The 22,465-nt window shown below is 73.3% G+C and carries 22 protein-coding genes; 8 read left to right on the top strand and 14 right to left on the bottom strand.

The genetic code is table 11. The features are described from left to right. The first annotated feature begins 20 nt into the window (after positions 1-20). From egtD to ACFU74_RS07345, 3 genes are all read left to right on the top strand, one after another. Positions 21-995 carry an L-histidine N(alpha)-methyltransferase gene (gene egtD, locus ACFU74_RS07355; protein ID WP_380753166.1) on the top strand — a complete coding sequence of 325 codons (975 nt, stop codon included), beginning with the start codon at positions 21-23 and terminating at the stop codon, positions 993-995. Positions 996-1,133: 138 nt separating this feature from the next. After that, positions 1,134-2,570, top strand: a complete 1,437-nt coding sequence (locus ACFU74_RS07350) for a sugar porter family MFS transporter (RefSeq protein WP_380753164.1) — start codon at positions 1,134-1,136, stop codon at positions 2,568-2,570. 121 nt (positions 2,571-2,691) lie between these two features. Then, positions 2,692-3,948 (top strand): nitric oxide synthase oxygenase, encoded by a 1,257-nt coding sequence (locus ACFU74_RS07345; protein ID WP_380753161.1) that lies wholly within the window; start codon positions 2,692-2,694, stop codon positions 3,946-3,948. Here the strand turns inward: ACFU74_RS07345 and ACFU74_RS07340 are convergent. After that, positions 3,891-4,616 carry a TetR/AcrR family transcriptional regulator gene (locus ACFU74_RS07340; RefSeq protein WP_380753158.1) on the bottom strand — a complete coding sequence of 242 codons (726 nt, stop codon included), beginning with the start codon at positions 4,614-4,616 and terminating at the stop codon, positions 3,891-3,893. The genes ACFU74_RS07345 and ACFU74_RS07340 overlap by 58 nt on opposite strands. A 128-nt stretch (positions 4,617-4,744) precedes the next feature. Here ACFU74_RS07340 and ACFU74_RS07335 point away from each other — a divergent pair, with 128 nt between their 5' ends. The 5 genes from ACFU74_RS07335 (at position 4,745) to ACFU74_RS07315 (ending at position 10,910) form a co-directional block, all read left to right on the top strand. Beyond that, positions 4,745-5,893, top strand: coding sequence for an acyl-CoA dehydrogenase family protein (locus tag ACFU74_RS07335; RefSeq protein ID WP_380753155.1), 1,149 nt, complete (start codon positions 4,745-4,747; stop codon positions 5,891-5,893). Between the two features lie 38 nt (positions 5,894-5,931). Beyond that, positions 5,932-7,119, top strand: a complete 1,188-nt coding sequence (locus ACFU74_RS07330) for a thiolase family protein (RefSeq protein WP_380753152.1) — start codon at positions 5,932-5,934, stop codon at positions 7,117-7,119. Positions 7,120-7,222: 103 nt separating this feature from the next. Next, on the top strand, positions 7,223-7,981 hold the full coding sequence (gene fabG / locus ACFU74_RS07325) for a 3-oxoacyl-ACP reductase FabG (protein WP_380753149.1): 759 nt from the start codon (positions 7,223-7,225) through the stop codon (positions 7,979-7,981). 130 nt (positions 7,982-8,111) lie between these two features. Continuing rightward, a complete protein-coding gene (locus ACFU74_RS07320; protein WP_380753146.1) occupies positions 8,112-9,776 on the top strand; it encodes an IS1182 family transposase in 1,665 nt (554 codons plus the stop codon). A gap of 438 nt (positions 9,777-10,214) precedes the next feature. Then, positions 10,215-10,910 (top strand): hypothetical protein, encoded by a 696-nt coding sequence (locus tag ACFU74_RS07315; protein ID WP_380753143.1) that lies wholly within the window; start codon positions 10,215-10,217, stop codon positions 10,908-10,910. A 74-nt stretch (positions 10,911-10,984) separates the two neighbouring features. Here the strand turns inward: ACFU74_RS07315 and ACFU74_RS07310 are convergent, their stop codons facing one another. The 13 genes from ACFU74_RS07310 to ACFU74_RS07250 form a co-directional block, all read right to left on the bottom strand. Further along, the gene (locus tag ACFU74_RS07310; protein WP_380753141.1) at positions 10,985-11,167 is read right to left on the bottom strand and encodes a DUF397 domain-containing protein; all 183 of its coding nucleotides are present in this window, start codon (positions 11,165-11,167) and stop codon (positions 10,985-10,987) included. Then, a complete protein-coding gene (locus ACFU74_RS07305) occupies positions 11,167-11,349 on the bottom strand; it encodes a DUF397 domain-containing protein (protein ID WP_380753138.1) in 183 nt (60 codons plus the stop codon). Before ACFU74_RS07305 ends, ACFU74_RS07310 begins: the two co-directional genes overlap by 1 nt. Continuing rightward, the gene (locus ACFU74_RS07300) at positions 11,346-11,516 is read right to left on the bottom strand and encodes a DUF397 domain-containing protein (RefSeq protein ID WP_380753135.1); all 171 of its coding nucleotides are present in this window, start codon (positions 11,514-11,516) and stop codon (positions 11,346-11,348) included. The genes ACFU74_RS07305 and ACFU74_RS07300 overlap by 4 nt, the downstream gene beginning before the upstream one ends. Positions 11,517-11,530: 14 nt before the next feature. Beyond that, complete coding sequence (locus tag ACFU74_RS07295; RefSeq protein ID WP_380753132.1) at positions 11,531-11,713, bottom strand: DUF397 domain-containing protein; 183 nt, start codon at positions 11,711-11,713, stop codon at positions 11,531-11,533. Further along, positions 11,710-12,594 carry a Scr1 family TA system antitoxin-like transcriptional regulator gene (locus ACFU74_RS07290; protein WP_380753129.1) on the bottom strand — a complete coding sequence of 295 codons (885 nt, stop codon included), beginning with the start codon at positions 12,592-12,594 and terminating at the stop codon, positions 11,710-11,712. Before ACFU74_RS07290 ends, ACFU74_RS07295 begins: the two co-directional genes overlap by 4 nt. 376 nt (positions 12,595-12,970) lie before the next feature. Next, positions 12,971-13,567 carry a hypothetical protein gene (locus ACFU74_RS07285; RefSeq protein ID WP_380753126.1) on the bottom strand — a complete coding sequence of 199 codons (597 nt, stop codon included), beginning with the start codon at positions 13,565-13,567 and terminating at the stop codon, positions 12,971-12,973. A 58-nt stretch (positions 13,568-13,625) separates the two neighbouring features. Beyond that, the gene (locus ACFU74_RS07280) at positions 13,626-14,081 is read right to left on the bottom strand and encodes a hypothetical protein (protein WP_380753123.1); all 456 of its coding nucleotides are present in this window, start codon (positions 14,079-14,081) and stop codon (positions 13,626-13,628) included. A 36-nt stretch (positions 14,082-14,117) separates the two neighbouring features. Continuing rightward, positions 14,118-15,977, bottom strand: coding sequence for a hypothetical protein (locus tag ACFU74_RS07275; protein ID WP_380753120.1), 1,860 nt, complete (start codon positions 15,975-15,977; stop codon positions 14,118-14,120). Positions 15,978-16,616: 639 nt separating this feature from the next. Beyond that, a complete protein-coding gene (locus tag ACFU74_RS07270; protein WP_380753117.1) occupies positions 16,617-20,636 on the bottom strand; it encodes a LysM peptidoglycan-binding domain-containing protein in 4,020 nt (1,339 codons plus the stop codon). Next, positions 20,636-21,112, bottom strand: a complete 477-nt coding sequence (locus ACFU74_RS07265; protein WP_380753114.1) for a hypothetical protein — start codon at positions 21,110-21,112, stop codon at positions 20,636-20,638. Before ACFU74_RS07265 ends, ACFU74_RS07270 begins: the two co-directional genes overlap by 1 nt. Before the next feature lie 158 nt (positions 21,113-21,270). After that, positions 21,271-21,765, bottom strand: coding sequence for a TadE/TadG family type IV pilus assembly protein (locus ACFU74_RS07260; protein WP_380753111.1), 495 nt, complete (start codon positions 21,763-21,765; stop codon positions 21,271-21,273). Further along, entirely contained in the window at positions 21,762-22,139 is a 378-nt protein-coding gene (locus ACFU74_RS07255; RefSeq protein WP_380753108.1) for a TadE/TadG family type IV pilus assembly protein, read from the bottom strand. Before ACFU74_RS07255 ends, ACFU74_RS07260 begins: the two co-directional genes overlap by 4 nt. A 38-nt stretch (positions 22,140-22,177) precedes the next feature. Continuing rightward, positions 22,178-22,456, bottom strand: a complete 279-nt coding sequence (locus ACFU74_RS07250; RefSeq protein WP_380753105.1) for a hypothetical protein — start codon at positions 22,454-22,456, stop codon at positions 22,178-22,180. Between the last annotated feature and the right edge of the window lie 9 nt (positions 22,457-22,465).

Raw genomic sequence — 22,465 nt, 5'->3', positions numbered from 1 at the left:
GAACAGAGGACCAACCTGTCATGAGCACCTTCGATCTCACCCGACTGCTGCCCGCCGACCACTTCAGCACCGCCCTGCGGCACGACGTCGAGACCGGGCTGACCGCCGACCCCAAGACGCTGCCGCCCAAGTGGTTCTACGACGCGCGGGGCAGCGAGCTGTTCGAGGAGATCACCCGGCTGCCGGAGTACTACCCGACCCGGGCCGAGCGGGCGATCCTCACCGCCCGGGCCGGCGCGATCGCCGCCGCCACCCGGGCCCGCACCCTGGTGGAGCTGGGCTCCGGCTCCTCCGAGAAGACCCGGCTGCTGCTGGACGCGCTGCGCGACCTCGGCACGCTGGAGGCGTACGTGCCGGTGGACGTCAGCGAGAGCGCGCTGACGTCGGCCGGCGAGGCGCTCGCCGCCGAGTACCCGGGCCTCGCGGTGCACGGCGTGCTGGCCGACTTCACGGCCGGGCTCGACCTGCCGCCGGCCGGCGGCCCGCGCCTGGTCGCCTTCCTCGGCGGCACCCTCGGCAACCTGCTGCCGGCCGAGCGGGCCGGCTTCCTGCGCGGGCTGCGCGAGGCGCTCGATCCGGGCGACTTCCTGCTGCTCGGCACCGACCTGGTGAAGGACCCGGCGGTACTGGTCGCCGCCTACGACGACGCGGCCGGGGTGACCGCGGAGTTCAACCGCAACGTGCTCAACGTGCTGAACCGCGAGCTGGGCGCCGACTTCGACCCGGAGGCGTTCGCGCACGTCGCGCTCTGGGACGCCGAGCGGGAGTGGATCGAGATGCGGCTGCGCTCGCTGGTCACGCAGACCGTGAAGATCCCGGCGCTGGACCTGCCGGTGCACTTCGCCGAGGGCGAGGAGCTGCGCACCGAGGTGTCGGCGAAGTTCCGCCGCGAGCGGGTCGCCGAGGAGCTGGCGGCGGCGGGCCTCGGGCTCGCGGCCTGGTGGACGGACGAGGAGGGGCGGTTCGGCCTCTCGCTGTCCCAGCCGGCCGGCTGATCAAGCCAGGGTGCATTTGATCGTTCACTTTACTAATTAGGCACGGGGAAGAGGCGCTATCCGGCGTACAACACTTGAACATTGAGGGGTTACGATCACGGCTACCGCACTCAGCGTTGAGTACCAGGAGTCAAGATCGTGAGCGTCACCCAGCAGTCCGCGGGGCCCTCGGGGGCGGGGACCGGGCCGGCACCGTCCGGCCGGCTCGGCTTCGTCGTCTTCATCAGCGCCGCCGCGGCCCTCGGAGGGTTCCTGTTCGGCTACGACAGCTCCGTGATCAACGGCGCGGTCTCCGGCATCCAGGAGAAGTTCGGCGTCGGCGACGGCGTGACCGGCCTGATCGTCTCCTCCGCGCTGCTGGGCTCGGCGGTCGGCGCCGCGCTGGCCGGCCGGTTCGCCGACCGCTACGGCCGGATCACCGTGATGAAGGCCGGCGCACTGCTCTTCGCGGTGAGCGCGATCGGCTCGATGCTGCCGTTCTCCGCCTGGGACCTCGCCCTGTGGCGGGTCCTCGGCGGAGCGGCCATCGGCATCGCCTCGGTGATCGCACCGACCTACATCGCCGAGGTCGCCCCGGCCCAGTACCGCGGCCGGCTGGCCTCCTTCCAGCAGGCCGCCATCGTGCTCGGCATCGCGATCTCGCAGCTGGTCAACTGGCTGCTGGCGAACGCCGCCGGGGGCGAGACCCGCGGCCAGCTGCTCGGCCTGGAGGCCTGGCAGTGGATGCTCGGCATCTGCGTGGTGCCGGCCGCGGTCTACTTCGTGCTCGCCTCGGCCATCCCCGAGTCGCCGCGCTTCCTCGTCTCCGCCGGCCGCCTGGACGAGGCCCGCACCGTCCTGGCCGCCGTCGAGGGCCCGAACGTCGACACCGACGCCCGGATCGCCGAGATCCGGGGCCTGATCGACTCCGACCACCGTCCGCGCTTGCGCGACCTGCTCGGCGGGCGCTTCGCCCTGCTGCCGATCGTCTGGGCCGGCATCGGGCTGTCGGTCTTCCAGCAGCTGGTCGGCATCAATGTGATCTTCTACTACTCGTCGATCCTCTGGCAGTCGGTGGGCATCGACCAGTCCAACTCGCTGCTGATCAGCTTCATCGGCTCGGTCATCAACATCCTCGGCACCGTGATCGCGATCCTGCTGGTCGACCGGATCGGCCGCAAGCCGCTCGCGCTGATCGGCTCGTCCGGCATGGCCGTCGCGCTGGGCGCCTGCGCCTGGGCGTTCTCCTCCGCCACCGGCAGCGGCGACGACGTCGTCCTGCCCGACCTCCAGGGCACCGTGGCGCTGATCGCCGCCAACGCCTTCGTGCTGTTCTTCGCGCTCTCCTGGGGCGTGGTGGTCTGGGTGATGCTCGGCGAGATGTTCCCCAACCGGATCCGCGCCGCCGCGCTCTCGCTGGCCGCCTCCGCGCAGTGGATCGCCAACTGGGCGATCACCGTCTCCTTCCCGGCCCTCTCGCGCTGGAACCTCTCCGCCACCTACCTCGCGTACGCGGTGTTCGCGGCGCTGTCCATCGTCTTCGTGGCGCGCTTCCTCAAGGAGACCAAGGGCGTCCGCCTGGAGGACATGGGCTGAGGCCCGCCGGCTGAGCCTTCGCCGGCCCCGCACCCTAGCGCCAAAGCGCCGGGGGCGGGGCCGAATCGTTCACTCCCTGCGGTGGCGCGCACACCTCCGGTATCCCTTTCCGGCAGGAGGGATGTCCTTGATCTTCGACCGGCTTCGCACCCGCAGCGGCAACCGGAGCGGTGAGCGCGGCACGCGCCGGCCCGCCACCGCCTGCCCCTACTCGCACGCCCACGTCCACGGCCACCTCGTCCCGGAGGACCCGCCCGAACCCGCCGCCGGCCCGCCCGCCGATCCACGGCAGCACTTCACCGACCCCCGGCAGGCCGCCGACTTCATCCGGCGCTTCCACGCCGAGCAGCCCGCCGCCGGCGACCCCGACGCCCGGATCCGCGCCGTCCTCGACGAGATCGACCGCACCGGCGGCTACCAGCACACCCCCGACGAACTCGCCCACGGCGCCAGGCTCGCCTGGCGCAACGCCGCCCGCTGCATCGGCCGGCTGTACTGGCGCAGCCTGGTGGTGCGCGACCTGCGCCACCTCTCCTCCGCCGACGACATCGCCACCGAGTGCTTCGAGCACCTGCGCACCGCCACCAACGGCGGCCGGATCCGCCCGGTGATCTCGGTGTTCGCCCCCGACCGGCCCGGCCGTCCGGCCGCCCGGATCCTCAACCAGCAACTCGTCCGCTACGCCGGCCGCCCCGGCCCCGACGGCCGGTGGATCGGCGACCCGGCCGGCGGACAGCTCGCCGCCCGGGCCCGCGACCTCGGCTGGAAGGGCGGCGAGGAACGCTTCGAGGTACTGCCGCTGCTGATCCAGGAACGGCCCGGCGAGCGGCCGTACTGGTACGAGCTGCCCGAGGACACCACGCTGGAGGTCCCGCTCTCCCACCCCGGCCACCCGTGGTTCGCCGAGCTGGGCCTGCGCTGGTACGCCGTCCCGGCGATCAGCGACATGACGTTGGAGATCGGCGGCGTGCGCTACCCCACCGCGCCGTTCAACGGCTGGTACATGGGCACCGAGATCGGCGCCCGCAACCTGGCCGACGCCGACCGCTACGACATGCTGGCCACCGTCGCCGGTCGGCTCGGACTGGACACCTCCAGCGAGCGCACGCTCTGGCGGGACCGGGCGCTGGTGGAGCTGAACGTCGCGGTGCTGCACTCCTTCCAGGAGGCCGGGGTGACCATGGCCGACCACCACACCGAGTCCGAGCGGTTCCTGCGGCACATCGCGCAGGAGCAGCGGGCCGGCCGGCCGACGCCCGCCGACTGGAGCTGGATCGTGCCGCCGGTCTCGGGCGGGCTGACCCCCGTCTACCACCGGTACTACGACCCGGTGGACCCCGCGCTGCGCCCGGCGTTCGTGGCCCGCGAGCCCTGGTGACCGCGCTGCTCCAGCCTCTCGAAGCGCAGCACCAGCCCGTCGAGCAGGGCGTCGAGACCGGTCTCGAAGGCGCCCTCGTCGACCGCCGCCCGGTGCTCGGCCAGCAGGTGCGCCTCGCCGAGGTGCGGGTAGTCGGCCGCGTCGTACACCCCGGCGTCCTCCGGGAAGCCGGCCGCGAAGGAGGCCAGCGCCGAGCCGGTGACGAAGTAGCGCATCAGCGCGCCGATCCTGGTCGCCTGCCCGCGCGGCCAGCCGGCCTCGACCAGGTGGCCGAAGACGGCGTCGGCCAGCCGCAGCGCGTTCGGCCGCCGTCCGGGGCCCTGGGCGAGCACCGGGACGATGTTCGGATGGGCGGCGAGCGCGGCGCGGTAGGAGCGGGCCCAGTCGCGCAGCGCCTGCGGCCAGGGCGTCGGTGACGGCGACGGCGACGGCGACGGCGTCCCGGGGTCGAACATCGACAGGTCGACCTCGCCCATCACGCCGTCCACCACCGCGTCCAGCAGCTCGTCCTTGGTGGCGAAGTGGTTGTAGAGGGACGGCCCGCTGACCGACAGCTCGGCGGCCAGGCGGCGGGTGGAGAGCGCGGCCAGCCCCTCGTCGTCGACCAGTCGCAGCGCGGCGGCGACGATGCGCTCGCGGTTGAGCAGGGGGGTGCGCGGGCGGGGCATCGGGCGCGGCTCCTCCGGTCGGGTGGGGGTGGGGACCGATTCTGGCAGGTGCCCCTTCCCAGCGCGGCCGGCCGGGGCTACAGTCCCCTCGTAAAACTTGCAGCGCTAGTTTAACTGGGGGCGCCCCGATGGACCTGGAACTCTCCGAGGAACAGGCCGCCGTCCGCGCACTCGCGGCCTCCTTCACCGACCGCGAGATCGTGCCGCACGCCGCCGCCTGGGACCGCGCCGAGTCCGTCGACCGCGCGATCGTCGGCAGGCTCGGCGAGCTCGGCTTACTCGGCCTGACCGTCCCCGAGGAGTACGGCGGCAGCGGCGGCGACCACCTCGCCTACTGCCTGGTCCTGGAGGAACTGGGCCGCGGCGACTCCGCCGTGCGCGGCATCGTCTCGGTCTCGCTCGGCCTGGTCGCCAAGTCCGTCAACGCCTTCGGCACCGAGGAGCAGAAGCGGCACTGGCTGCCCCGGCTCACCTCCGGCGAGGCGCTCGGCTGCTTCGCCCTCACCGAACCGGGCACCGGATCCGACGCCGCCAACCTCACCACCCGGGCCGTGCGCGACGGCGACCACTGGCTGCTCAGCGGCGGCAAGACCTTCATCACCAACGGCACCTGGGCCGACGTCGCACTCGTCTTCGCCCGCACCGGCGAGCCCGGCCACCGGGGCGTCACCGCCTTCCTGGTCCCCACCGACCTGCCCGGCTTCACCCGCACCGAGATCCACGGCAAGCTCGGCCTGCGCGGCCAGGCCACCGCCGAACTCGCCCTCGACGCCGTCCGGGTGCCCGACACCGCCCGGCTCGGCGAGGTCGGCAAGGGCTTCACGGTCGCCATGGCGGCACTCGCCAAGGGCCGGATGTCGGTCGCAGCCGGCTGCGTCGGCATCGCCCGCGCCTGCCTGGACGCCGCCGTCCGCTACGCCGGGGAGCGCGAACAGTTCGGCAAGCCGATCGCCTCGCACCAGCTGGTCCAGCAACTGCTCGCCGGCATCGCCGTGGACGTCGAGGCCGCCCGGCTGCTCACCTGGAAGGTCGCCGACCACATCGAACGCGGCCTGCCGTTCGCCACCGAGTCCTCCGTCGCCAAGCTGTTCGCGAGCGAGGCGGCGGTGCGGGCCGCCAACAACGCCCTCCAGGTGTTCGGCGGCTACGGCTTCATCGACGAGTACCCCGTCGGCAAGTACCTGCGCGACGCGCGGGTGATGACCCTCTACGAGGGCACCAGCCAGATCCACCAGCTGCTCATCGGGCGTGCGCTCACCGGCGTCAACGCCTTCTGACCCACCGTCCCCCCTCTCCCGACAAGGAGCCCGACGTCGTGCGTCCTGTCTACTTCGCCGCCGCCCGCCGCACACCCATCGGCCGGCTGCGCGGAGCCCTCGCCACGGTCCGCCCGGACGACCTCTCGGCCACCGTGCTGCGCGCCCTGCTCGCCGACCTGCCCGCCCTCGACCCGGCCCGGATCGACGACGTCTACTGGGGCGCCGCCAACCAGGCCGGCGAGGACAACCGCAACGCCGCCCGGATGGCCGTCCTGCTCGCCGGGCTGCCCGACAGCGTCCCCGGTGCCACCGTCAACCGGCTCTGCGCCTCCGGCCTGGAGGCGGTCACCATGGCCGCCCGGGCGATCGGCTCCGGCGAGGCGGACGTCGTGGTGGCCGGCGGCTGCGAGTCGATGACGCGCGCCCCCTTCGTCCTCCCCCGCCCCGACGAGGCGCTGCCGCACCGGATCGAGACCTACGACACCCGGCTCGGCTGGCGGCTCACCCACCCCCGGATGGCCGAACTGCACGGCGTGCTCTCGATGGGCGAGACCGCCGAGGAGGTGGCCGCCCGGTACGGGGTCACCCGGGAGCGGCAGGACGCCTTCGCGCTGCGCAGCCACCAGCGGGCCGCCACCGCCCGCAAGGACGGGCACTTCGACGCCGAGCTGATCCCGGTCGAGCGGGCCGACGGGGTGAGCGTCGGGGCGGACGAGTCGATCCGCGAGGACACCAGCCTGGAGAAGCTGGCCCGCCTCAAGCCCGCCTTCCGCCCCGGCGGCACGGTGACGGCGGGCAACGCCTCGCCGATGAACGACGGCGCGGCCGGGCTGGTACTGGTCAGCGAGGAGGCGCTGCGCGAGTTCGGCCTGGAGCCGCTCGGCCGCTACGTGGCCGGCGCCTCGGCGGGCGTGCACCCGGACGTGATGGGCATCGGGCCGGTGCCGGCCACCCGCAAGGCGCTCACCCGGGCCGGCTGGGCGCTGGAGGACGTCGAGGAGGCCGAGCTGAACGAGGCATTCGCCGCTCAAGCACTGGCCTCTGTCGATGAGTTGGGGATCGATCCGGAGTTGGTCAACCCCGCCGGCGGTGCGATCGCCCTCGGCCACCCGCTCGGCGGCTCCGGCGCCCGGATCCTCACCACCCTGCTGCACCGAATGCGCCGCACCGGCGGTCGCCGCGGCCTGGCCACCATGTGCGTGGGCGTCGGGCAGGGCACGGCGGTGCTGGTGGAGTCCGCCTGAGGGCTGACAACTGACAACTGACAGATATCAGATAACAGCTGACAGATTTCAGATAACAGATTCTGTCAGCTGTCAGCCGGACTTCCACCGGAGGAGCAGCACCATGACTCGTTTCGCAGGCAAGGTCGCCGTCGTCACCGGCGGCGCGCAGGGCATCGGCGCGGCGACCGCGCGCCGGCTGGCCGAGGAGGGCGCGGCGGTGGCCGTGGTCGACCTCACGGCCGAGCGGGCCGCCGGGACGGCCGAGGAGATCACCGCCAAGGGCGGCACCGCCCGGGCGTACGGCTGCGACGTGGCCGACTACGACGCCGTGGAGACGGTGTTCGCCCAGATCGTCGAGGACCTGGGCGGCCTGCACATCCTGGTCAACAACGCCGGGATCACCCGGGACAACCTGTTCTTCAAGATGCCCAAGGCCGACTGGGACGCCGTGCTGACGGTCAACCTGACCAGCGCTTACAACTGCAGCCACGTGGCGCAGAAGTACATGGTCGCGCAGAAGTGGGGCAAGATCGTCTCACTCAGCTCGCGCTCGGCCCTCGGCAACCGGGGCCAGGCCAACTACGCCGCCGCCAAGGCCGGCATCCAGGGCCTGACGGCCACGCTCGCCATCGAACTCGGCCCGTTCAACATCAACGTGAACGCGGTCGCCCCCGGCTACATCGCCACCGCGATGACCGCCGCCACGGCCGCCCGCGTCGGCGCCACGGCCGAGGACCACCAGACCGAGGTGGCCGCCCGCACCCCACTGCGCCGGGTCGGCCAGCCGGAGGAGATCGCCTCGGTCGTCGCCTTCCTGGCGAGCGAGGACGCCTCCTACGTCAGCGGCCAGACCCTGTACGTCAACGGCGGGGCTCGCTGACACCCGCTTCCTCCGGCGGCCCCTTGCGCGAGGGACGCTGTTGGCGAATGTGAGTGATCGGCTGCGGTGAGTGACGCCGGCCTCCGAGACTTGTCTCGGAGACCGGCGTTGGTCCTTGCGGGGTGGTTTGGTGTCGATGCGTTCGGGTGGGCCGGGCGAGGTTCCGGCGGAGACGGTCAGGGTGGCGCGAGCGGCGTTCCCGAAGGGCAGCCTGGCGATTCGGATCCGGGACGAGCTGGGGGTTCTGTTCACGGACGAGCGGTTCGCGGATCTGTTCCCGGTGCGGGGTAAGCCGGCGTGGTCGCCGGGCCGGCCGGCGCTGGCGCTGGTGCTGGTGCTGCAGTTCGTCGAGGGGCTGACGGACCGGCAGGCCGCGGAGGCGGTGCGGGCGAGGATCGACTTCAAGTACGCCCTCGGTCTGGAACTCGGCGATCCCGGCTTCGACTTCTCGGTGCTGTCGGAGTTCAGGGACCGGCTGGTCGAAGCGGATGCCGGGCGGCGGGTGCTGGACGGCATCCTGGACGCGGCCCGGGCCAAGGGGCTGCTGAGAACGACGGGCCGGGCCCGGGCCGACTCCACCCATGTGCTGTCGGCGGCCCGTGAACTGAGCTGGCTGGAGATGGTGGCCGAGACGCTGCGGTCCGCGTTGAACGCGCTCGCCCGGGCCGACCCCGGCCGGCTGGTGGAGGTCGCCGACCCGGAGTGGTTCCGGCACTACGCGACCCGGGCCGAGGAGTCCCGATTCCCGAAGTCCCGCGCGAAGCGGGATGAGACGGGGTTGCGGATCGGCGCCGACGGCATGCGACTGCTTGAGGCGATTCTCTCGCCCCAAGTGCCGCAGGAACTGCGGGACTTGGGGCCGGTGGAGATTCTGCGGCAGGTGTGGGTCCAGCAGTTCCACCTTGTCGAGGGCGAGGTGAGGCGGCGGGACCCAAAAGACCGGCCGCCGGGCGCGACACGCCTGGTCACGCCCTATGACCCCGAGGCGCGCGGCAGCGTGAAGCGTGACACCCTCTGGGACGGTTACAAGGTCCACGTCACCGAAACCTGCGAGACCGACGTCCCTAACCTGGTCACGAACGCCGTCACCACCCTGGCCACCGTCCCCGACAGCGTGATGGTCGAGCCGATCCACGCCGGCCTCGCCGAACGGGACTGCCTACCGGGCGAGCACTGGGTCGACGCCGGCTGTCCCACCGCCGCCCAGATCGTGGCCGCCCGGCGTGAACACGGCGTCGAGCTGCACGGTCCGATCCGGGCCGACACCACCGCCCAGGCCACCGGCGAGAGCAAGGCCTTCGGCCAGGAATCCTTCGCCATCGACCGGGACCACCAGCAGGTCACCTGCCCGGGAGGCCGCACCACCGGCCAGTGGCGCCAGGCACTGTCCCACCGCGGCACTCCCGTCATCCGGGTGCAGTTCTCGCCCGCCGACTGTCGGCCCTGTCCGCACCTGCGGGACTGCGTCAGCTCCCCGAAGGCGGTACGCCGGGAGCTGACCTTTCGCCACCACGACGAACACCAGGCCATCCGCCAGGCCCGAGAACTCCAGCAGACCGACGACTGGAAAGAGCGCTACAAGATCCGCGCCGGGGTCGAGGGAACCTTCTCCCAGGGCATCCAGCGCTGCGGCCTGCGCAGATCCCGGTACCAAGGCTTCGCGAAGACCAGCCTCCAGCACCAGCTCACCGCCGCCGCGATCAACCTAGCCCGCATCGACGCCCACCTCACCGAGACGCCCCGAGCCCGCACCCGCACCACCCACTTCGCAGCACTTCGCCCCGCCGAGCACTAGCTCGGCGGGGCAAAATGATCACGACCCCGAATTCGCCAACAGCGTCCGCGAGGCAAGGAGCCGCCGGAACCCGTGCCCGGTTCCGTCCCTGCCTCCAAGAATAGGAAGTCGGACGGGCCGACTTCCTGCTCCAGCCTTGGCGGGAGCAGTTGGCCGCCACCGTCCCGAACAGCGCGATGCTCGAACCGATCCACACCCCCCACCACCCGCGCCCGCACCAGCCACTTCGCAGCACTTCACCCCGAATCAACCAACAGCGTCCGCGTGGTGCAGGCCGTCGCCTTCCTGCCGTCGATCTCGGGCGCCGGGCGCAGGAGGCACTCTGGTCGCACAGAAACAGATCTGACACGATCTCACCCGAATCAGCGCAAGCTGTGGAGCTGTCGAGAAGATCTGAGGCCGATTTTGAAGACCTTACGCAACCGCATACCGCATCTGGTGGCGTTCGCGCTGCTGCTCCTGGGAATGATGACCGGCGCAACGGCGCAGGCACAGGCGGCTCCGCAGCAGGTCACCGCCAGCAGGACCATCTGCTCCAACGAGCCCGTCCCGACCGGGTGGGTCATCACGCACTCGTCCGGCAGCCGCAACTGTCCCAGCACCCGCGTCGAGTACTCCATCAGCGATTCGAGCGGGCAGACGTACTTCGACGTGTGCTCCTTCTCGCCCATCCCGGCGGGGTGGGCCGTCACCGGCTCGTACAGCGGCAGCATCAAGTGCGCGGGAAGCGGCGTCGACTACACCATCAAGAACACCGCCGGCCTGACCACCCCGCTCAGTGTGTGCTCCTTCTCGCCCATCCCGACCGGATGGGTCGTCACGGCCTCGTACAGCGGCAGCCGCACCTGTGCCGGAAGCGGCGTCGACTACACCATCAGGAACACCGCCGGTCTGACCACCGCCTGGCCGTGCTCCTTCTCCCCGATCCCCACCGGATGGGTCGTCACGAGCGCGCGCAGCAGCACGACCTGCGCCGGAAGCGGTGTCGAGTACACCATCGAGAACATCACCAACAAGACGTCCGCCGTGGTGTGCTCCTACTCGCCCCGCCCGGCGGGGTGGGTCGTCACCGGCTCGTCCAACAGCAACGTCTGCGTCGGCACCAGCTACGTCTTCTCCATCAGCAAGACCTGACCAGCGGGCCGGCTTCGACCAGACCCGAGCGGCAGAGCGGCCGTCCGCCGACCGGCGGACGGCCGCACGCACCGTCAGACCGACTGCGCGAAATCGACGAAGGACCGCCAGGCAGCCAGGGAAAAGGCGAGCTGGGGGCCAGACTTGTCCTTGGAGTCACGCACCAAGACCAACCCGGCCGCCTCGGCAACCTCGACGCAGTCGCCACCCTCGCCGCCGCTATAGCTGCTCTTGAACCACACCAGATCGCTGCTCATCAGACGGACCGCGCGAACTCAACGAACGACTGCCAAGCAGCCGACGAGAACGCGAGCCGGGGGCCAGACTTGTCCTTGGAATCACGGACCAGCACCGACTCCGCAGTCGCGGCGACCTCGACGCAGTCGCCGCCTTCGTTGCTGCTGTAGCTGCTCTTGAACCACACCAGATCGCCACTCATCGAGCCGCCTGCGCGAACTCGACGAAGGACTGCCAAGCGGCCGGGGAGAAGGAGAGCCGGGGACCAGACTTGTCCTTGGAGTCACGCACCAACACCGACTCCACAGTCTCGGCGACCTCGATGCAGTCTCCGCCCTCGTTTCCGCTGTAGCTACTCTTGAACCACACCGGACTGTCGCTCATCAGACCGACTGCGCGAACTCGATGAAGGACTGCCACGCCACCGCCGAGAAAGCGAGCTGGGGACCGGACTTGTCCTTGGAATCACGCACCATGACGAACTCGGTAGCATCGGCGACCTCGACGCAAGCGCCGCCCTCGCCGCCGCTGTAGCTGCTCTTGAACCACACCAGATCGCTGTTCATCGCTCTCCCAGCATCTTCTCGATCAAGGACAGGGACTCCTGCGGAGAGTGCGCCTGCGCCCTGAGGGTGCCGTACCGCACGTTCAGGAGACGAACCTCCTCCGCATCCGTGATGAGCCTACCGTTCGTCTGGACTTCCATGTAGCCGGTCTGCGGGCGCCCCTTGGGCGTGATCAGGATGAACGAGCCGTCCATACCCGCGTTCTCGACTCGGTCCATCGGCATGACCTGAAGCGTCATACCACGGGTGTCCCCGATCTCCAGGAACCGTTCGAGCTGCCTCCTGTGCACCTCCGGCCCGCCGATCCGCCGGTTCAGAACACCTTCGTCGATCACCCAGCTGAACACCGCGTGGGGCCACCGAGTGAGGATTTCCTGTCGCGCCATCCGAGCCGCCACGCGGATCTCGACCGTCTCCTCCGCCAGCAACGGCTGCCGCATTCGGAACACAGCCCGGGCGTAGTCCTCCGTTTGGAGCAGTCCCGGCGCCAGGTAGGCACTCCAGTCGTGGTGTTCGAGGGCCGAAGCCTCCAGGCTGGCGTAGCTCCGGAACCACTCGGGGTGCCGCACGCGCGCCCGGGCCTTCGCCTGCTCGATGTCCTGCGCGATGACGAGCAGCAGCCCTCCCGCGTCCAGCACCCGCTCGGACGCCTCCAACAACTCCCGCTGCGGCGTCCGCTTTCCCTGCTCCACCGCCCCGATCAGGCTCTCGGTGTAGCCAACCTCCTTGGCGAACTCCTTCTGCGTCAGCCCCGCCCGCTCGCGCAGCAGCTTGATCTGCCGACCGATCGCCCGCAGGAAGTCCGACAGCCCCGACAGGTCCTCGTCCAGCTGCGGACGCGCCACGTCGCTACTCTCGCCGCCGCCCTGAACCTCATCCACTTCGGCCTCCCCTGTTCTCCGGTCACACTGTCCGCACATGCTCCGGCACGCACCGTGCCCGCCGGATGCACCGTCAGCGTAGGCCGGGAAAACGGCCGCTTCTCACAGAGTCCGAAATCCTTCTCGACGCTTGCGGGCCGCGCTCCATCGCCGGTCGCCGTCCCGCCGGGCCGCAAGCGATCGCACCAACACTCAACTCCCTTGAACCGGAGGCACTTCCATCCACGCCGATCACTGTCGCGGAGCCGGGCGCGTACCGGGGCACGGGTTCGAATCGCACCTCGCGCTCACCTCCGCGCGCCGGGCGTGCACCACCGTGCTCCACAACGGAGTGGGAAGTCGGACCGGCCGACTTCCCACTCCGCCAGCCGGTCGCCTAGTGTGCCGACCGCACCAGCCCGCGGAACGGGCGGAACCAGGGGCCGGTTCCGCCGGGTTCGTCCTGGAACCCGGCGAGCACGAGGAGCTGCCGCCCGGCCTCGTCGATGTAGAAATACTCCGCCACCGGGGCGGTGGGGGCACGCTCGATCAACTCATCGGCGAGCGACCGGGCCGTCCCGTCGTCCTCGGTGTCGTGCCACGTTGCGGTGAAGTAGCGGGCGGCTCCATCGCGCCGTCCCGCGAAGCGGTACGGCACGTAACGGCCTGGCGGATCGGCCGAGTACAGCGACTGGACGGCGCTGCCCAGGGTCTGCTGGTTGCGAGGGTCGGCGGCGAAGGCCCGGTGCGCTCCGGGACTTGTCCATTGGGCAAAGTTGAGGATGGTCCGGCCGTCGGACCCCGCCAGACAGTGCCGCGCAAGGTACGCGGCCGGCAACCGGGCCTGCTCCCAGGCGTCCATGACGCCGGACATGACCTTGTGCTGTTGTTCGAGCCCCCCGGTGCGCCACAGGGATGCCAGGACGAGGCCCGCGTCCGGACGGGCGGGGTCGGGCAGTGCGTCCGGCCGGAGGCCGGCGACGATGGCAGTCATGGGCTCCAGCCTCCAACCTCAACCGCGCTTGAGGTCAAGCTCCGTGCGGCTTCGCCCGTCACGCTTCCGGTGACCGGCCCCGGGCCATCGCCCGGGCCTCCCAGGGCTCGAACTCGCCCCGGAAGATCCGGGAATCCCGCCAGGTCCCCTCCCCGGCCAGCGGGACGCCCAGCAGCACATGACGGCCCGACAGGGTCACCTCGACCTCGCCGGTCATGACGGTCTGAATGAATTCGAGCGCGAGGCATGTCGGCACCCAGTCGAAGACATAGCTGTCGAACATGATCCGGCAGGAGTCGTGGCCGTCCACCAGCATGAGGATGAAGTAGTCCTCCGAGGCTTCCAGGTGGAGATCGAAGAGCCGCGGTGGCTGGACCGGCACCACGTCCACCGACTCGAAGAATCCCGAAGCCTCGACCGCCGCGATGAACTCCGCCACGCCCGTCTCCGGCCATGGCTCGCCGGTTCGGCGGGAGCGCTTGACGTGGCCCCGGTTCTCCCGCCACTCGGTCATGAAGTTCGCGATTCCCGACAGGATGCCCATCCCGGATCAGGCGGGGTCGGGGACGGCGGCGGCGAGGGCCGCGAGGTGGCGTTCGGCGGCGCGGAGCTTGCGGCCGTCGGGGCCCGGGAGGTGGGCGCGCAGCTCGATGATCTCCGGGGCGATCCGCAGGGCCTCGGCGCGGTCCCGGATCGCCCGCCAGCAGGCCTCGGCGTTGGTGGCCGCGTGCTGGGTCTCCGGGTGCTCGGCGCCCTGGGTGCGGAGCAGGGAGAGGGCGACCTCGCGGTAGATGTCCGCCGCCTCGGCGAGCCGCCCGGCGAGACGTGAGACGTGCGCGCGGACCTGACGGACCTGGAGCACCGGGGCGGAGACCGGGCCGTGCTCGGCGATCGCCTCCAGTTCGAGGGCGAAGGCCAGGTCGATGGCGGCGGCGTGGTCGCCGGCGTCGGCGCTGCGGACGATCCGGCCGATCACCTCGCGGTAGTCGGCGCGGGGCTCGGCGGCTTCAGGGGCGGGCACGGGGGCGGGGGCGGGCGCGGCCGGTTCGACCGGTTCGGCCTGCTGAGCCGCCTCGGCGGGCGCCGGCGCGTCGGTCGGCGCGTCGGTCGGCTCAGGGGCCGGCGGCTGCCAGGCGTCGGGCTTCCGCAGGTCGGCCGGGCGCGGCGGGAGCGGCGGGGTGGGCGGCACCCCAGGCTTGAGCAGGCTCACCGGGCCGTCCGCAGGCTGCGCCACGGCGGCGGGCTTGTCCAGGGTGACGGCCGGGCGGGGCTGCGGCACAGTGTCGTGCGGGACCGCGTCCTGCGGGACCGCGTCGCGCGGCGGCTCGCTCCACGGCCGGTCCGCCGGCCAAGGGGAGTCCTCCTGGACGGGGGCCGGCCGGGGCAGCACGGCGGCCGGGCTCGGCCCCTCGTACGGGACGGCGTCGGCGAACGGGCCGTCGCCGCGCCGGGCGGTGTTGCGGAACACGGGGCGGTCCGGCGCGTGCGTGCTGAGCACGATCACGTCGGGGCGGAGCACCGAGTACACCTGCTGGCGCAGTTGTTCGGGGGCCAGGACCGCCTCAGCACCCGGTCGGCCGCCGTGCAGGGCCTCGATCAGCGCCCGGGTGAAGGTACCGATCTGCTCCGGGTCCGGGCTGATCACCGCCCACAACGGCAGGCCTTCGCCGAGCGGCGAGACGGTGCCCTGGAGCAGCGGCCAGGCGTTCTGGTCGGCGCTCAGGTCGGCGATCACCAGAGTCTGCCAGTCCGCCGGGCGGTGCCGCAGTTCACCGGCGATCGCCTGCCAGGCGAGGCCGTCCTGGCGGATGCTGCCGGGCTTGGAGTCCCGCAGTGTGAGGTGGAGTTGGCCGCCGCGCTTGTCGGCGAGGAGGTGGCCGCCGAGGTGGACGAGCAGCGGCCCGGGGTGACGGGCGGCGGCGCGCAGGTGGGCGAGGACGGTGTGCGGGTCGCTGGCGCCGGGCAGGTGAACGGCGTCGACGGCGTCGACGGCGAGCAGCACCTGCGGCGAGACGGCGGCGAGCATCGCGGACAGCACCGGCGCCTGCGCCGGTCCGCCGCGGCCCCAGGTGCGGCGGCCGGAGGTGCCGTAGCCGCCCTCGACGACCAGGATGCGGCCACGCGGCCCGTTGCCCAGGCCGCCGCCGATGCCGGGCAGGCCGTGCGCGGGGGTGGCGCCGGGGGCGGTGTAGGGCGGCGGCGGGACGGCCGGGCCGCCGGGCAGGCCGCCCATCGCGGGCATGCCGGTGACGGTCCATCCGGTGGACGGCTCGGGCGGCCCGGGCACCGGCCCGGGGGCGGGTGGCTCGTACAGGGCGGCCGGGCCGGGCGGGTGCTCCTCGTAGGCGTCCCGCGGGCCCGCGTCCGGTACGGGTTCGGGACCTCCGGGGACCACCTTCGTCTCCGCCATCTCCAGGTCACCGCCCCGCCCCGCCGCCCAGCGGCGTCTGCTGCCTCGAACCCCGCGTGGTGCCTGTCACCACACCCGTGTGCGCCACCCTACGAGATCCCGCCACACCCGATCCAGGCCGGGTCGCACTCCCCCACTCCCCTGCCCCAACAGCCAGCCCGCCGAGGCAACGGAGTGGGAAGTCGGGCAGGCCGACTTCCCACTCCGGATCAAGTGCCGACGGCCCGCCACCAGGAGGGGATGCCGGCCGGGCAGACCTCGACTCCCCAGGCAGGCGGCGGAACAGAAAGTCGGGCAGGCCGACTTCCCACTCCAGACCTGGCAGACGAAGCCCCAGCTCGCCACCAAAGGCCAGGAGCTGGCGGGGCGAATAGCCGCTGGGCCGGCCTTCCGCGCCGCAGGTGGCGCGGGGTCGGAAGGTGGCGAGCGGAACGGGAACGCAGCAGCGGATGGCAAGTCGGGCAGACCTCGGCTCCTCAGGCAGAGCGGCGGAGTGGGAAGTCGGCCCCACCGACCTCCCACTCCGGACCTGGCAGGCGAAAGCCCCAGATCCCTACCGGGGTCTGGGGCTGGCGAGGCGGAACGTCGTTTGGGAGCCGGAGTAGGAAGTCGGGTGGGCCGACTTCCTACTCCGGGAGGTCAGGAGCCGGCGAGGAGGTCGCGGAGGAGGGAGACGGTGTCGGCGTCGAGGTCGCGGCCGGTGCGGCGGCTGAGGGCGTCCAGGCGGTTGACGGCGCGCAGGAGTTGGTCGCGGGCGCCGGCGGAGGCGTAGGCGTAGAAGAGGTCGCGGTGCAGCAGTTCGACGTCCGGGGCGACGGCGAGGCCGCGGAAGACGGCGGCCTCGGCGCTGCGGTGGTCGCCGTACTGGAGGCGGCGGGCGGCGAGTTCGTGGGCGGTGTCGACGATCGCGGCGATCATGTCCTGGCGCTCGCTCTCGGCCCAGCCGTAGGCGGCGGGCGGGGCCTCGGCGAACGGGGCGCCGCGGACCAGGGCGAGGGCGTGGGCGAGGGCCGCGTCGGCGGTGGCGCTGGTGCTGCGCATGCCGCGCCGGTAGAGGCTGCGGAACTCGTCCCAGTCGCAGGTGACGGCGGGCGCGAAGGTGTAGCCCTCGGCCTGGTCGGTGGCCAGGAACGGCCGGCCGTCCGGGGCGGTGCCCAGCCAGGCGGCGAGGTCCCCGATCTTGTCGGGCAGCGGGCTGCGGGCGTCGGCGGCGGTGGGGTGCGGGTCGAGGTGGGCCGCGCCGGGGTGCAGGTCGTGGTCGAGGGCGGCGTTGTCGGCGCCGGGGCGCAGGGCCAGGTAGGCGGCGAGTTCGGTGAGCCGGACGACCGCGCCCGGTTCGGCGTTGCCGCCGGTACCGGCGACGTCGACCGGGCCGAGCAGGCGGATCCGGGGGGTGGCCCGGGTGGCGTGCGCCTCCGGGGAGCGGAGGATGGCGAGCAGGTCGTCGCTGTCGCTGCGCCCGGAGGCGGTGCGGGCGACCGGGGCGGACGCGGCCGGGCCGGGCTCGGGGCGGGCGGGGACGCGCGGGTCGGCGGCCGTGGGCGCGGGGGCCGGGTCGTGGGTCGGCACGGGTTCGGGCACCGGCTCCGCCGCCGGGACGGGCGCGGGGACGGCCGCCGGAACGGGCGCGGCGTCGAGGGCGGGTACCTCCTCGGGCGCGGCCGGGACCACCGGGGCCACCGGCTGGACGGGCGCGACGGGACCCGGCAGGCCGAGGTTCTGCGTCGTCTCGTCCCCGTCGAACCCGTCGAACCCGTCGCCCCCGCCGGAACCGCCGGAACCGCCGGAACCGTCGGCGGCGTCCGCAGGCGGCGCGGCCGGCACCGGGAACGCGGCGGCCGGGCCCGTGGGAGCGGCGGAGGCGGAGGCGGAGACCGGAGCCGGGGTCGAGGCCGGAGCAGAGGAGCCGGCCTGGCGGCCGAGCCCGTTGATCAGGTGCCGAGGCACCGGCAGCGCGGCCGGCCCGGCGCTGCCGGGGAGCGGCGCCGCCGGGTCGGTGCCGGCGAACGGGCTGGCGCCCGTGCCGATCACCCGGGCCAGCAGGCGCGGCCCCGCCGCCCCCGTGTCGGCGTCGCCGTCCGCGTCGTCCCCGTCGTCAGGCCCGCCGAGGGCGGCGTCCAGCGCGGCGAGCGAGAAGCCCGCCGGGCCGTCCCCGCCCGGGCCGCCGGCGGCGCCGACACCCGCCAGCACCGGGACGGGCACCGGCAGGTCGGCCGGATCCAGCTCCTCCCCGTCCAGGGTCCAGGCCGGTGCGGGGTGCTGGGTGGCGTCGTCGGCGGTCCGGAGCAGTTCGGTGACCTGCTCGTACTGGCCGGTGGTCAGCCGCTGGAGCTCCAGGGTGAGGTGCAGGCCGGGGATGGTGGCCTGGCCGGTGGCCGGGAGGGTCCAGCGGGCGACCGGGCCGGTGCCGCGCTCGGGGGCGCGGGTGACCACGGCGACGCAGGTGCGGGGACGGGCGTCGAGCAGCCGGCCCAGCTCGGCCGGGACCTCGCCGCCGGGCTGGTGGGCGCAGAGCACGATCTCGGGGACCCAGGACTCGTCGGCCAGGCCGCGGCTGCGGGCGTCCCGGGGGCTGGCGGCCTCGGCGGCGACCAGCGTCGCGCGGGCCTTGGCGGTGCGCGGGCCGAGCGCGGTGAGCGCGGCCTCCAGGGTGGTGTGCCGGTGGATCCGCTCGGCGGCGGGGCCGCTGATCGGCACCTCCTCGGCGAGGTCGACCAGGTGCAGGTGGAGGCGGTCGGCGAGCGGGCTGTGGGCGAGTTCGAGGGCGAGGGTGCGCAGCACGTCGCGGGCGTCGTCCGGGTGGCCGGACAGGTGCAGCAGCCGGACGGTCTCCAGGTCGGCGAGGACCACCGAGCCGTCGGCGGCGGAGCCGAGGGTGACCAGCGCCGGGTAGGGGGCGGCGGTCTTGCGGGCCTGGGACGGGGAGAGCAGGCCGTCGGAGTCGGCGGCGCACCACCAGATGTCGGGCGTGTGGGCGGCGCGGAACGGCGCGATGGGGGCCACCGCGCCGGAGAGGTGGAGTTCGACGGTGCGGCCGGGGGTGATCCGGGCGGCGACGATCGCGGGCAGCCGCTTGCCGCCGCGCACGGTGTTGCGGGCCATGCTGCGCAGTGCGCGGTCGAGCAGGTCTAGTCCGGCGTCGTCCTGGCGGGCCTTCAGCTCCGCCTCGAAGGCGGCGGCCGGGGCGGCGGGCAGGGCGATCCGGTGCCGGGGGCGGCGGGCGCGCAGCTGGCCGCCGCGCTTGCGGGCGACGGCGCCGACCATGATCGCGGCGAGCAGGACGCCGACGGTGGAGGCGGCGAGGGCCACGGTGTAGTCGTCGTCCGGGGCCTGCTCGGCGTGGGCGGCGGGCGCCTGGGGGTCGGCCTGCGGCGCGGACGACTGGGCGGGCGCCGGGGCCTGCGCGGGCGCGGACGGCTGCGCGGGGGCGGGCGTCTCGGCGGCGGGCGCCGACGGTGCCTGGGTGTTCGGCGCGGGCGGTGGCGGGGTCGGCGCGGGCGCGGGCGCCTGCTCGGGAGCGGGGGCGGGCGCCGGGGTCGGGGCGGGCGCGGCCGCCCCGGGCAGGGTGAGCACCATGCCGGGCGCGACGACGTCCGGGTCGGTGAGCCGCTCGCCGTCCGGCGCCTGGGCCCCCTTGTTGGCCTCGAACAGCTGCGGCCACGCCTCGGCGTCCCCCATCGCCCGCTCGGCGATGGCCGACAGGCTGTCGCCCTCCTTGACCGTGACGGTGCCGCCGCCCTGGGCCGCGCCGCCGGCGGTTCCGGCCTGCGGCGTCCCGGCCGGGGCGGGCGCGGCGGGCGCGGCGGGCTTGGCCTCGTCGGGCTTGGCGTCGGCCGGCATCAGCAGGTTCCAGCCGGGGTGGATCGGACGCTCCGCGTCGAAGCGGTTGCCCGAATCGTCCATCACCCGGCCCTCGTTGAGCTTGGCGATCTCCGTCCACCGCTCACCGGAGCCCAGTTGGCGCTCGGCGATGGACCAGAGGCTGTCGGCGGGGCGGCTGTCGCGCACCGTGTAGGAGGCCTGCGACTCGGCGGCGGGCGCGAGCGACGGTGCGGCCTGCGCGGCGGGCAGCGCGACGCGCTGCGGGCCGGCGGTCACGGCAGCCGTCGCGGCGGCCGGCACGGGGGCGTGCTCGGCGGTGGCGGCGAAGGCCCCGCCGGCCACCGGCAGCAGCGCGATGACCGCGCCGACCAGTCCGGCCGCGGCCCGCTGGCTCCAGCCGAAGGCCGGGATCCGCCGGGCCACCCGGCCGCGCAGCTGCGCCGGGATCTCCAGCAGCACGGAGAGCGCGAAGCAGGCCCAGCCGACCCAGCCGACCACCACCAGCAGCCACAGGAACAGCCGCCCGTCGTCGGGGCTGGTCAGCAGCGCGCCGAGGCCGTCGGGGGCGAGTTCGCCCATGTCGGCCACCGCCGCGGTGCCGTAGAGCAGCAGCGCCGGCAGGCCGAGGAGCAGGCCGAGCAGGGTGATCAGGGCCGCGAGCGCGCCGAGCACGGCGCCGCCCCGGCCACCTCTGCCACCCCGGCCGCCCCGCCCGCCGCCGCCGGCCCGGTGGGAGGATTGCGGCGCCGGCCGCCGGCCGGACGCGGGGGTGGTGGTGGGCACACCCCGGGCCGGACGCCCGGCACGGGTCTGGTCCTTGACGCGTGGCGCGGCCATCAGTCGGTCTCCGCTTCCTTGACTCCGTGGACGAGGGTGGCACGCCCCTTGCCCGTAACCTTCCGCTTCGCGAGGTCGCCCAGCATGACGGGGCGGAACTCGGCCTCCACCGTGATCTCGACGGTGGCTCCGCCGTCCAAGAAGTCCACCTTCTTGGCCTTCAGGCCGTACAGCTTGAGGTAGCTGTTGGCCGCCTCCTCGGCGTACGCCGTCCGCACCTTGTAGCCCTGGCCCTGCAACAGGGCCGCCTCGTCCAACTGCTGGCCGCCCACCCGGGCGGCCTCCTGGGCGTAGCCGTCGACCCGCTCCGCCAGCCGCAGCTTGCCGCCGGCGTCGATGACCAGCGCGATGACCAGCACCACGTAGCCCGCGCACATGGCGACGAAGATCGACAGCGCGCCCCGGTCGGTGCGTGCGCCGAACGGCCCGCCGAGCCTGGTGCGGCGGAACCGCCGCACCGCGCGTCCGCGTGCCATGGCGTTCCCTCCCCACCGGTCCGTCCGCCCTCCCCCGGGCGCCCTCCGCATGCGTCTCCCCCGCCCGACGGCTCCCCAATCCCCGTCCGGCCCGCTCGTCCTCACAACACCGTCACCACCCGTACCACGACCTGACACACCATCATCATGCCCGCCGCTCACTGGCCGCGGTACCGGTCGACCACCGAGACGAACCGACCGGTGAGGGTCTTCGTGAGCGGAACGTCCGGCCCGCCGACCAGGTCGCCCAGGCCGACCTCGCACCGCACCGTCACCTCGACCGTCGCCAACGTCACCCCGTGGCTGACCAGTTCGCCGTGCACGAGCGCCGCCTTGTCGGTGTTCCGGCAGTGCACGCCCTCCTGCGCCAGGGCGTGCTCGGCGGCGGCCTCCACGGCATCGTCCATGCCGTCCACGCTGCGCGCCAGTGACGCCGTCCGGGCGGCGGACCGGGCCGCCGCCTCCACCGAGCCGCCGGCGGTCTGCACCCGGCCCGCCGCGACCGCGACCAGGATCAGCGCGACCACGGCGGGCGCGACGATCGCCGCCTCGATGGCGGCGCTGCCGCGGTCGCGCCCGCGCGCCGACCGGGCGGGGCGGCGCACGGCGAACCGCCGCACCCACCCGGCCGGCCCGCTCACCTGTGCGCTCACGGGTTCACCACCACCGGCGGGACGAACCGCTCGCGCGGGGACTCGGCGAACTGGGTGACGGTCGGCCGCGCGATGAACGGCACGATCACCGGCGCCTTCACCTCCACGGTCACCCGGATCAGCACCGGCGAACTGCCGTCCGTGACCACCCGGTGCTCCGCGCTCCCCTGCCGCTGGAGGAAGTCCTCCGCCTGCCGGCGCGCGGCCTCGTTCTTCTGCTCGTCGCTCCGGCCCCCCTGCATCCGCCCCGCGTCGACGCCCTCGCGGGCAGCGGTCAGCGCGAGTTGGCGGTGGTACCACCACAGCCCGGTCTGGGCGACGGCCAGGACCAGGAGCAGGACGACCGGGAAGACGATGGCCAGGCTCAGGCTCATCGACCCCCGGTCGGAACGGCGGAGGCGACGACGGCGGGTCACTTGGGGCCGTTCTCCCCGTGGTAGTCCGGGTCCTCGTTGACCTTGTCGACGACCTTGTCCTTGAGGCCGACCAGCGCGAACGTCACCAGGCCCGCGATGAACACCAGCGCGATGACGGCGAGCGCGAGTTCGATGCTGATGGCACCCTTGTCGCCGCGCGCCCGGGCGGCCTTGGCCCGGCCCATCCGGAAGTGGAACAGCATCACGGCGAACTGGAGCGGCAGCAGGGTCGCGCCTGCCAATCGGCCGACGAATGTCTTGAGATGAGCGTTCATCAGGTGCTC

Origin of the sequence: Kitasatospora sp. NPDC057500 (assembly GCF_042802195.1) — a bacterium.
In the GTDB taxonomy this organism is placed as follows: Bacteria; Actinomycetota; Actinomycetes; order Streptomycetales; family Streptomycetaceae; genus Kitasatospora.
This window is presented reverse-complemented; position numbering and strand designations above follow the sequence as displayed.

What these genes read in the sequence shown, in the direction of transcription:
- ACFU74_RS07335 (WP_380753155.1), top strand. Translation starts at nt 4,745, where the DNA reads ATGGACCTGGAACTCTCCGAGGAACAGGCCGCCGTCCGCGCACTCGCG.
- ACFU74_RS07310 (WP_380753141.1), bottom strand. Translation starts at nt 11,167, where the DNA reads ATGAGCAGCGATCTGGTGTGGTTCAAGAGCAGCTATAGCGGCGGCGAG.
- ACFU74_RS07285 (WP_380753126.1), bottom strand. Translation starts at nt 13,567, where the DNA reads ATGACTGCCATCGTCGCCGGCCTCCGGCCGGACGCACTGCCCGACCCC.
- ACFU74_RS07305 (WP_380753138.1), bottom strand. Translation starts at nt 11,349, where the DNA reads ATGAGTGGCGATCTGGTGTGGTTCAAGAGCAGCTACAGCAGCAACGAA.
- fabG (WP_380753149.1), top strand. Translation starts at nt 7,223, where the DNA reads ATGACTCGTTTCGCAGGCAAGGTCGCCGTCGTCACCGGCGGCGCGCAG.
- ACFU74_RS07275 (WP_380753120.1), bottom strand. Translation starts at nt 15,977, where the DNA reads ATGGCGGAGACGAAGGTGGTCCCCGGAGGTCCCGAACCCGTACCGGAC.
- ACFU74_RS07250 (WP_380753105.1), bottom strand. Translation starts at nt 22,456, where the DNA reads ATGAACGCTCATCTCAAGACATTCGTCGGCCGATTGGCAGGCGCGACC.
- ACFU74_RS07280 (WP_380753123.1), bottom strand. Translation starts at nt 14,081, where the DNA reads ATGACCGAGTGGCGGGAGAACCGGGGCCACGTCAAGCGCTCCCGCCGA.
- ACFU74_RS07340 (WP_380753158.1), bottom strand. Translation starts at nt 4,616, where the DNA reads ATGCCCCGCCCGCGCACCCCCCTGCTCAACCGCGAGCGCATCGTCGCC.
- ACFU74_RS07265 (WP_380753114.1), bottom strand. Translation starts at nt 21,112, where the DNA reads ATGGCACGCGGACGCGCGGTGCGGCGGTTCCGCCGCACCAGGCTCGGC.
- ACFU74_RS07345 (WP_380753161.1), top strand. Translation starts at nt 2,692, where the DNA reads ATGTCCTTGATCTTCGACCGGCTTCGCACCCGCAGCGGCAACCGGAGC.
- ACFU74_RS07295 (WP_380753132.1), bottom strand. Translation starts at nt 11,713, where the DNA reads ATGAACAGCGATCTGGTGTGGTTCAAGAGCAGCTACAGCGGCGGCGAG.
- ACFU74_RS07270 (WP_380753117.1), bottom strand. Translation starts at nt 20,636, where the DNA reads ATGGCCGCGCCACGCGTCAAGGACCAGACCCGTGCCGGGCGTCCGGCC.
- egtD (WP_380753166.1), top strand. Translation starts at nt 21, where the DNA reads ATGAGCACCTTCGATCTCACCCGACTGCTGCCCGCCGACCACTTCAGC.
- ACFU74_RS07255 (WP_380753108.1), bottom strand. Translation starts at nt 22,139, where the DNA reads ATGAGCCTGAGCCTGGCCATCGTCTTCCCGGTCGTCCTGCTCCTGGTC.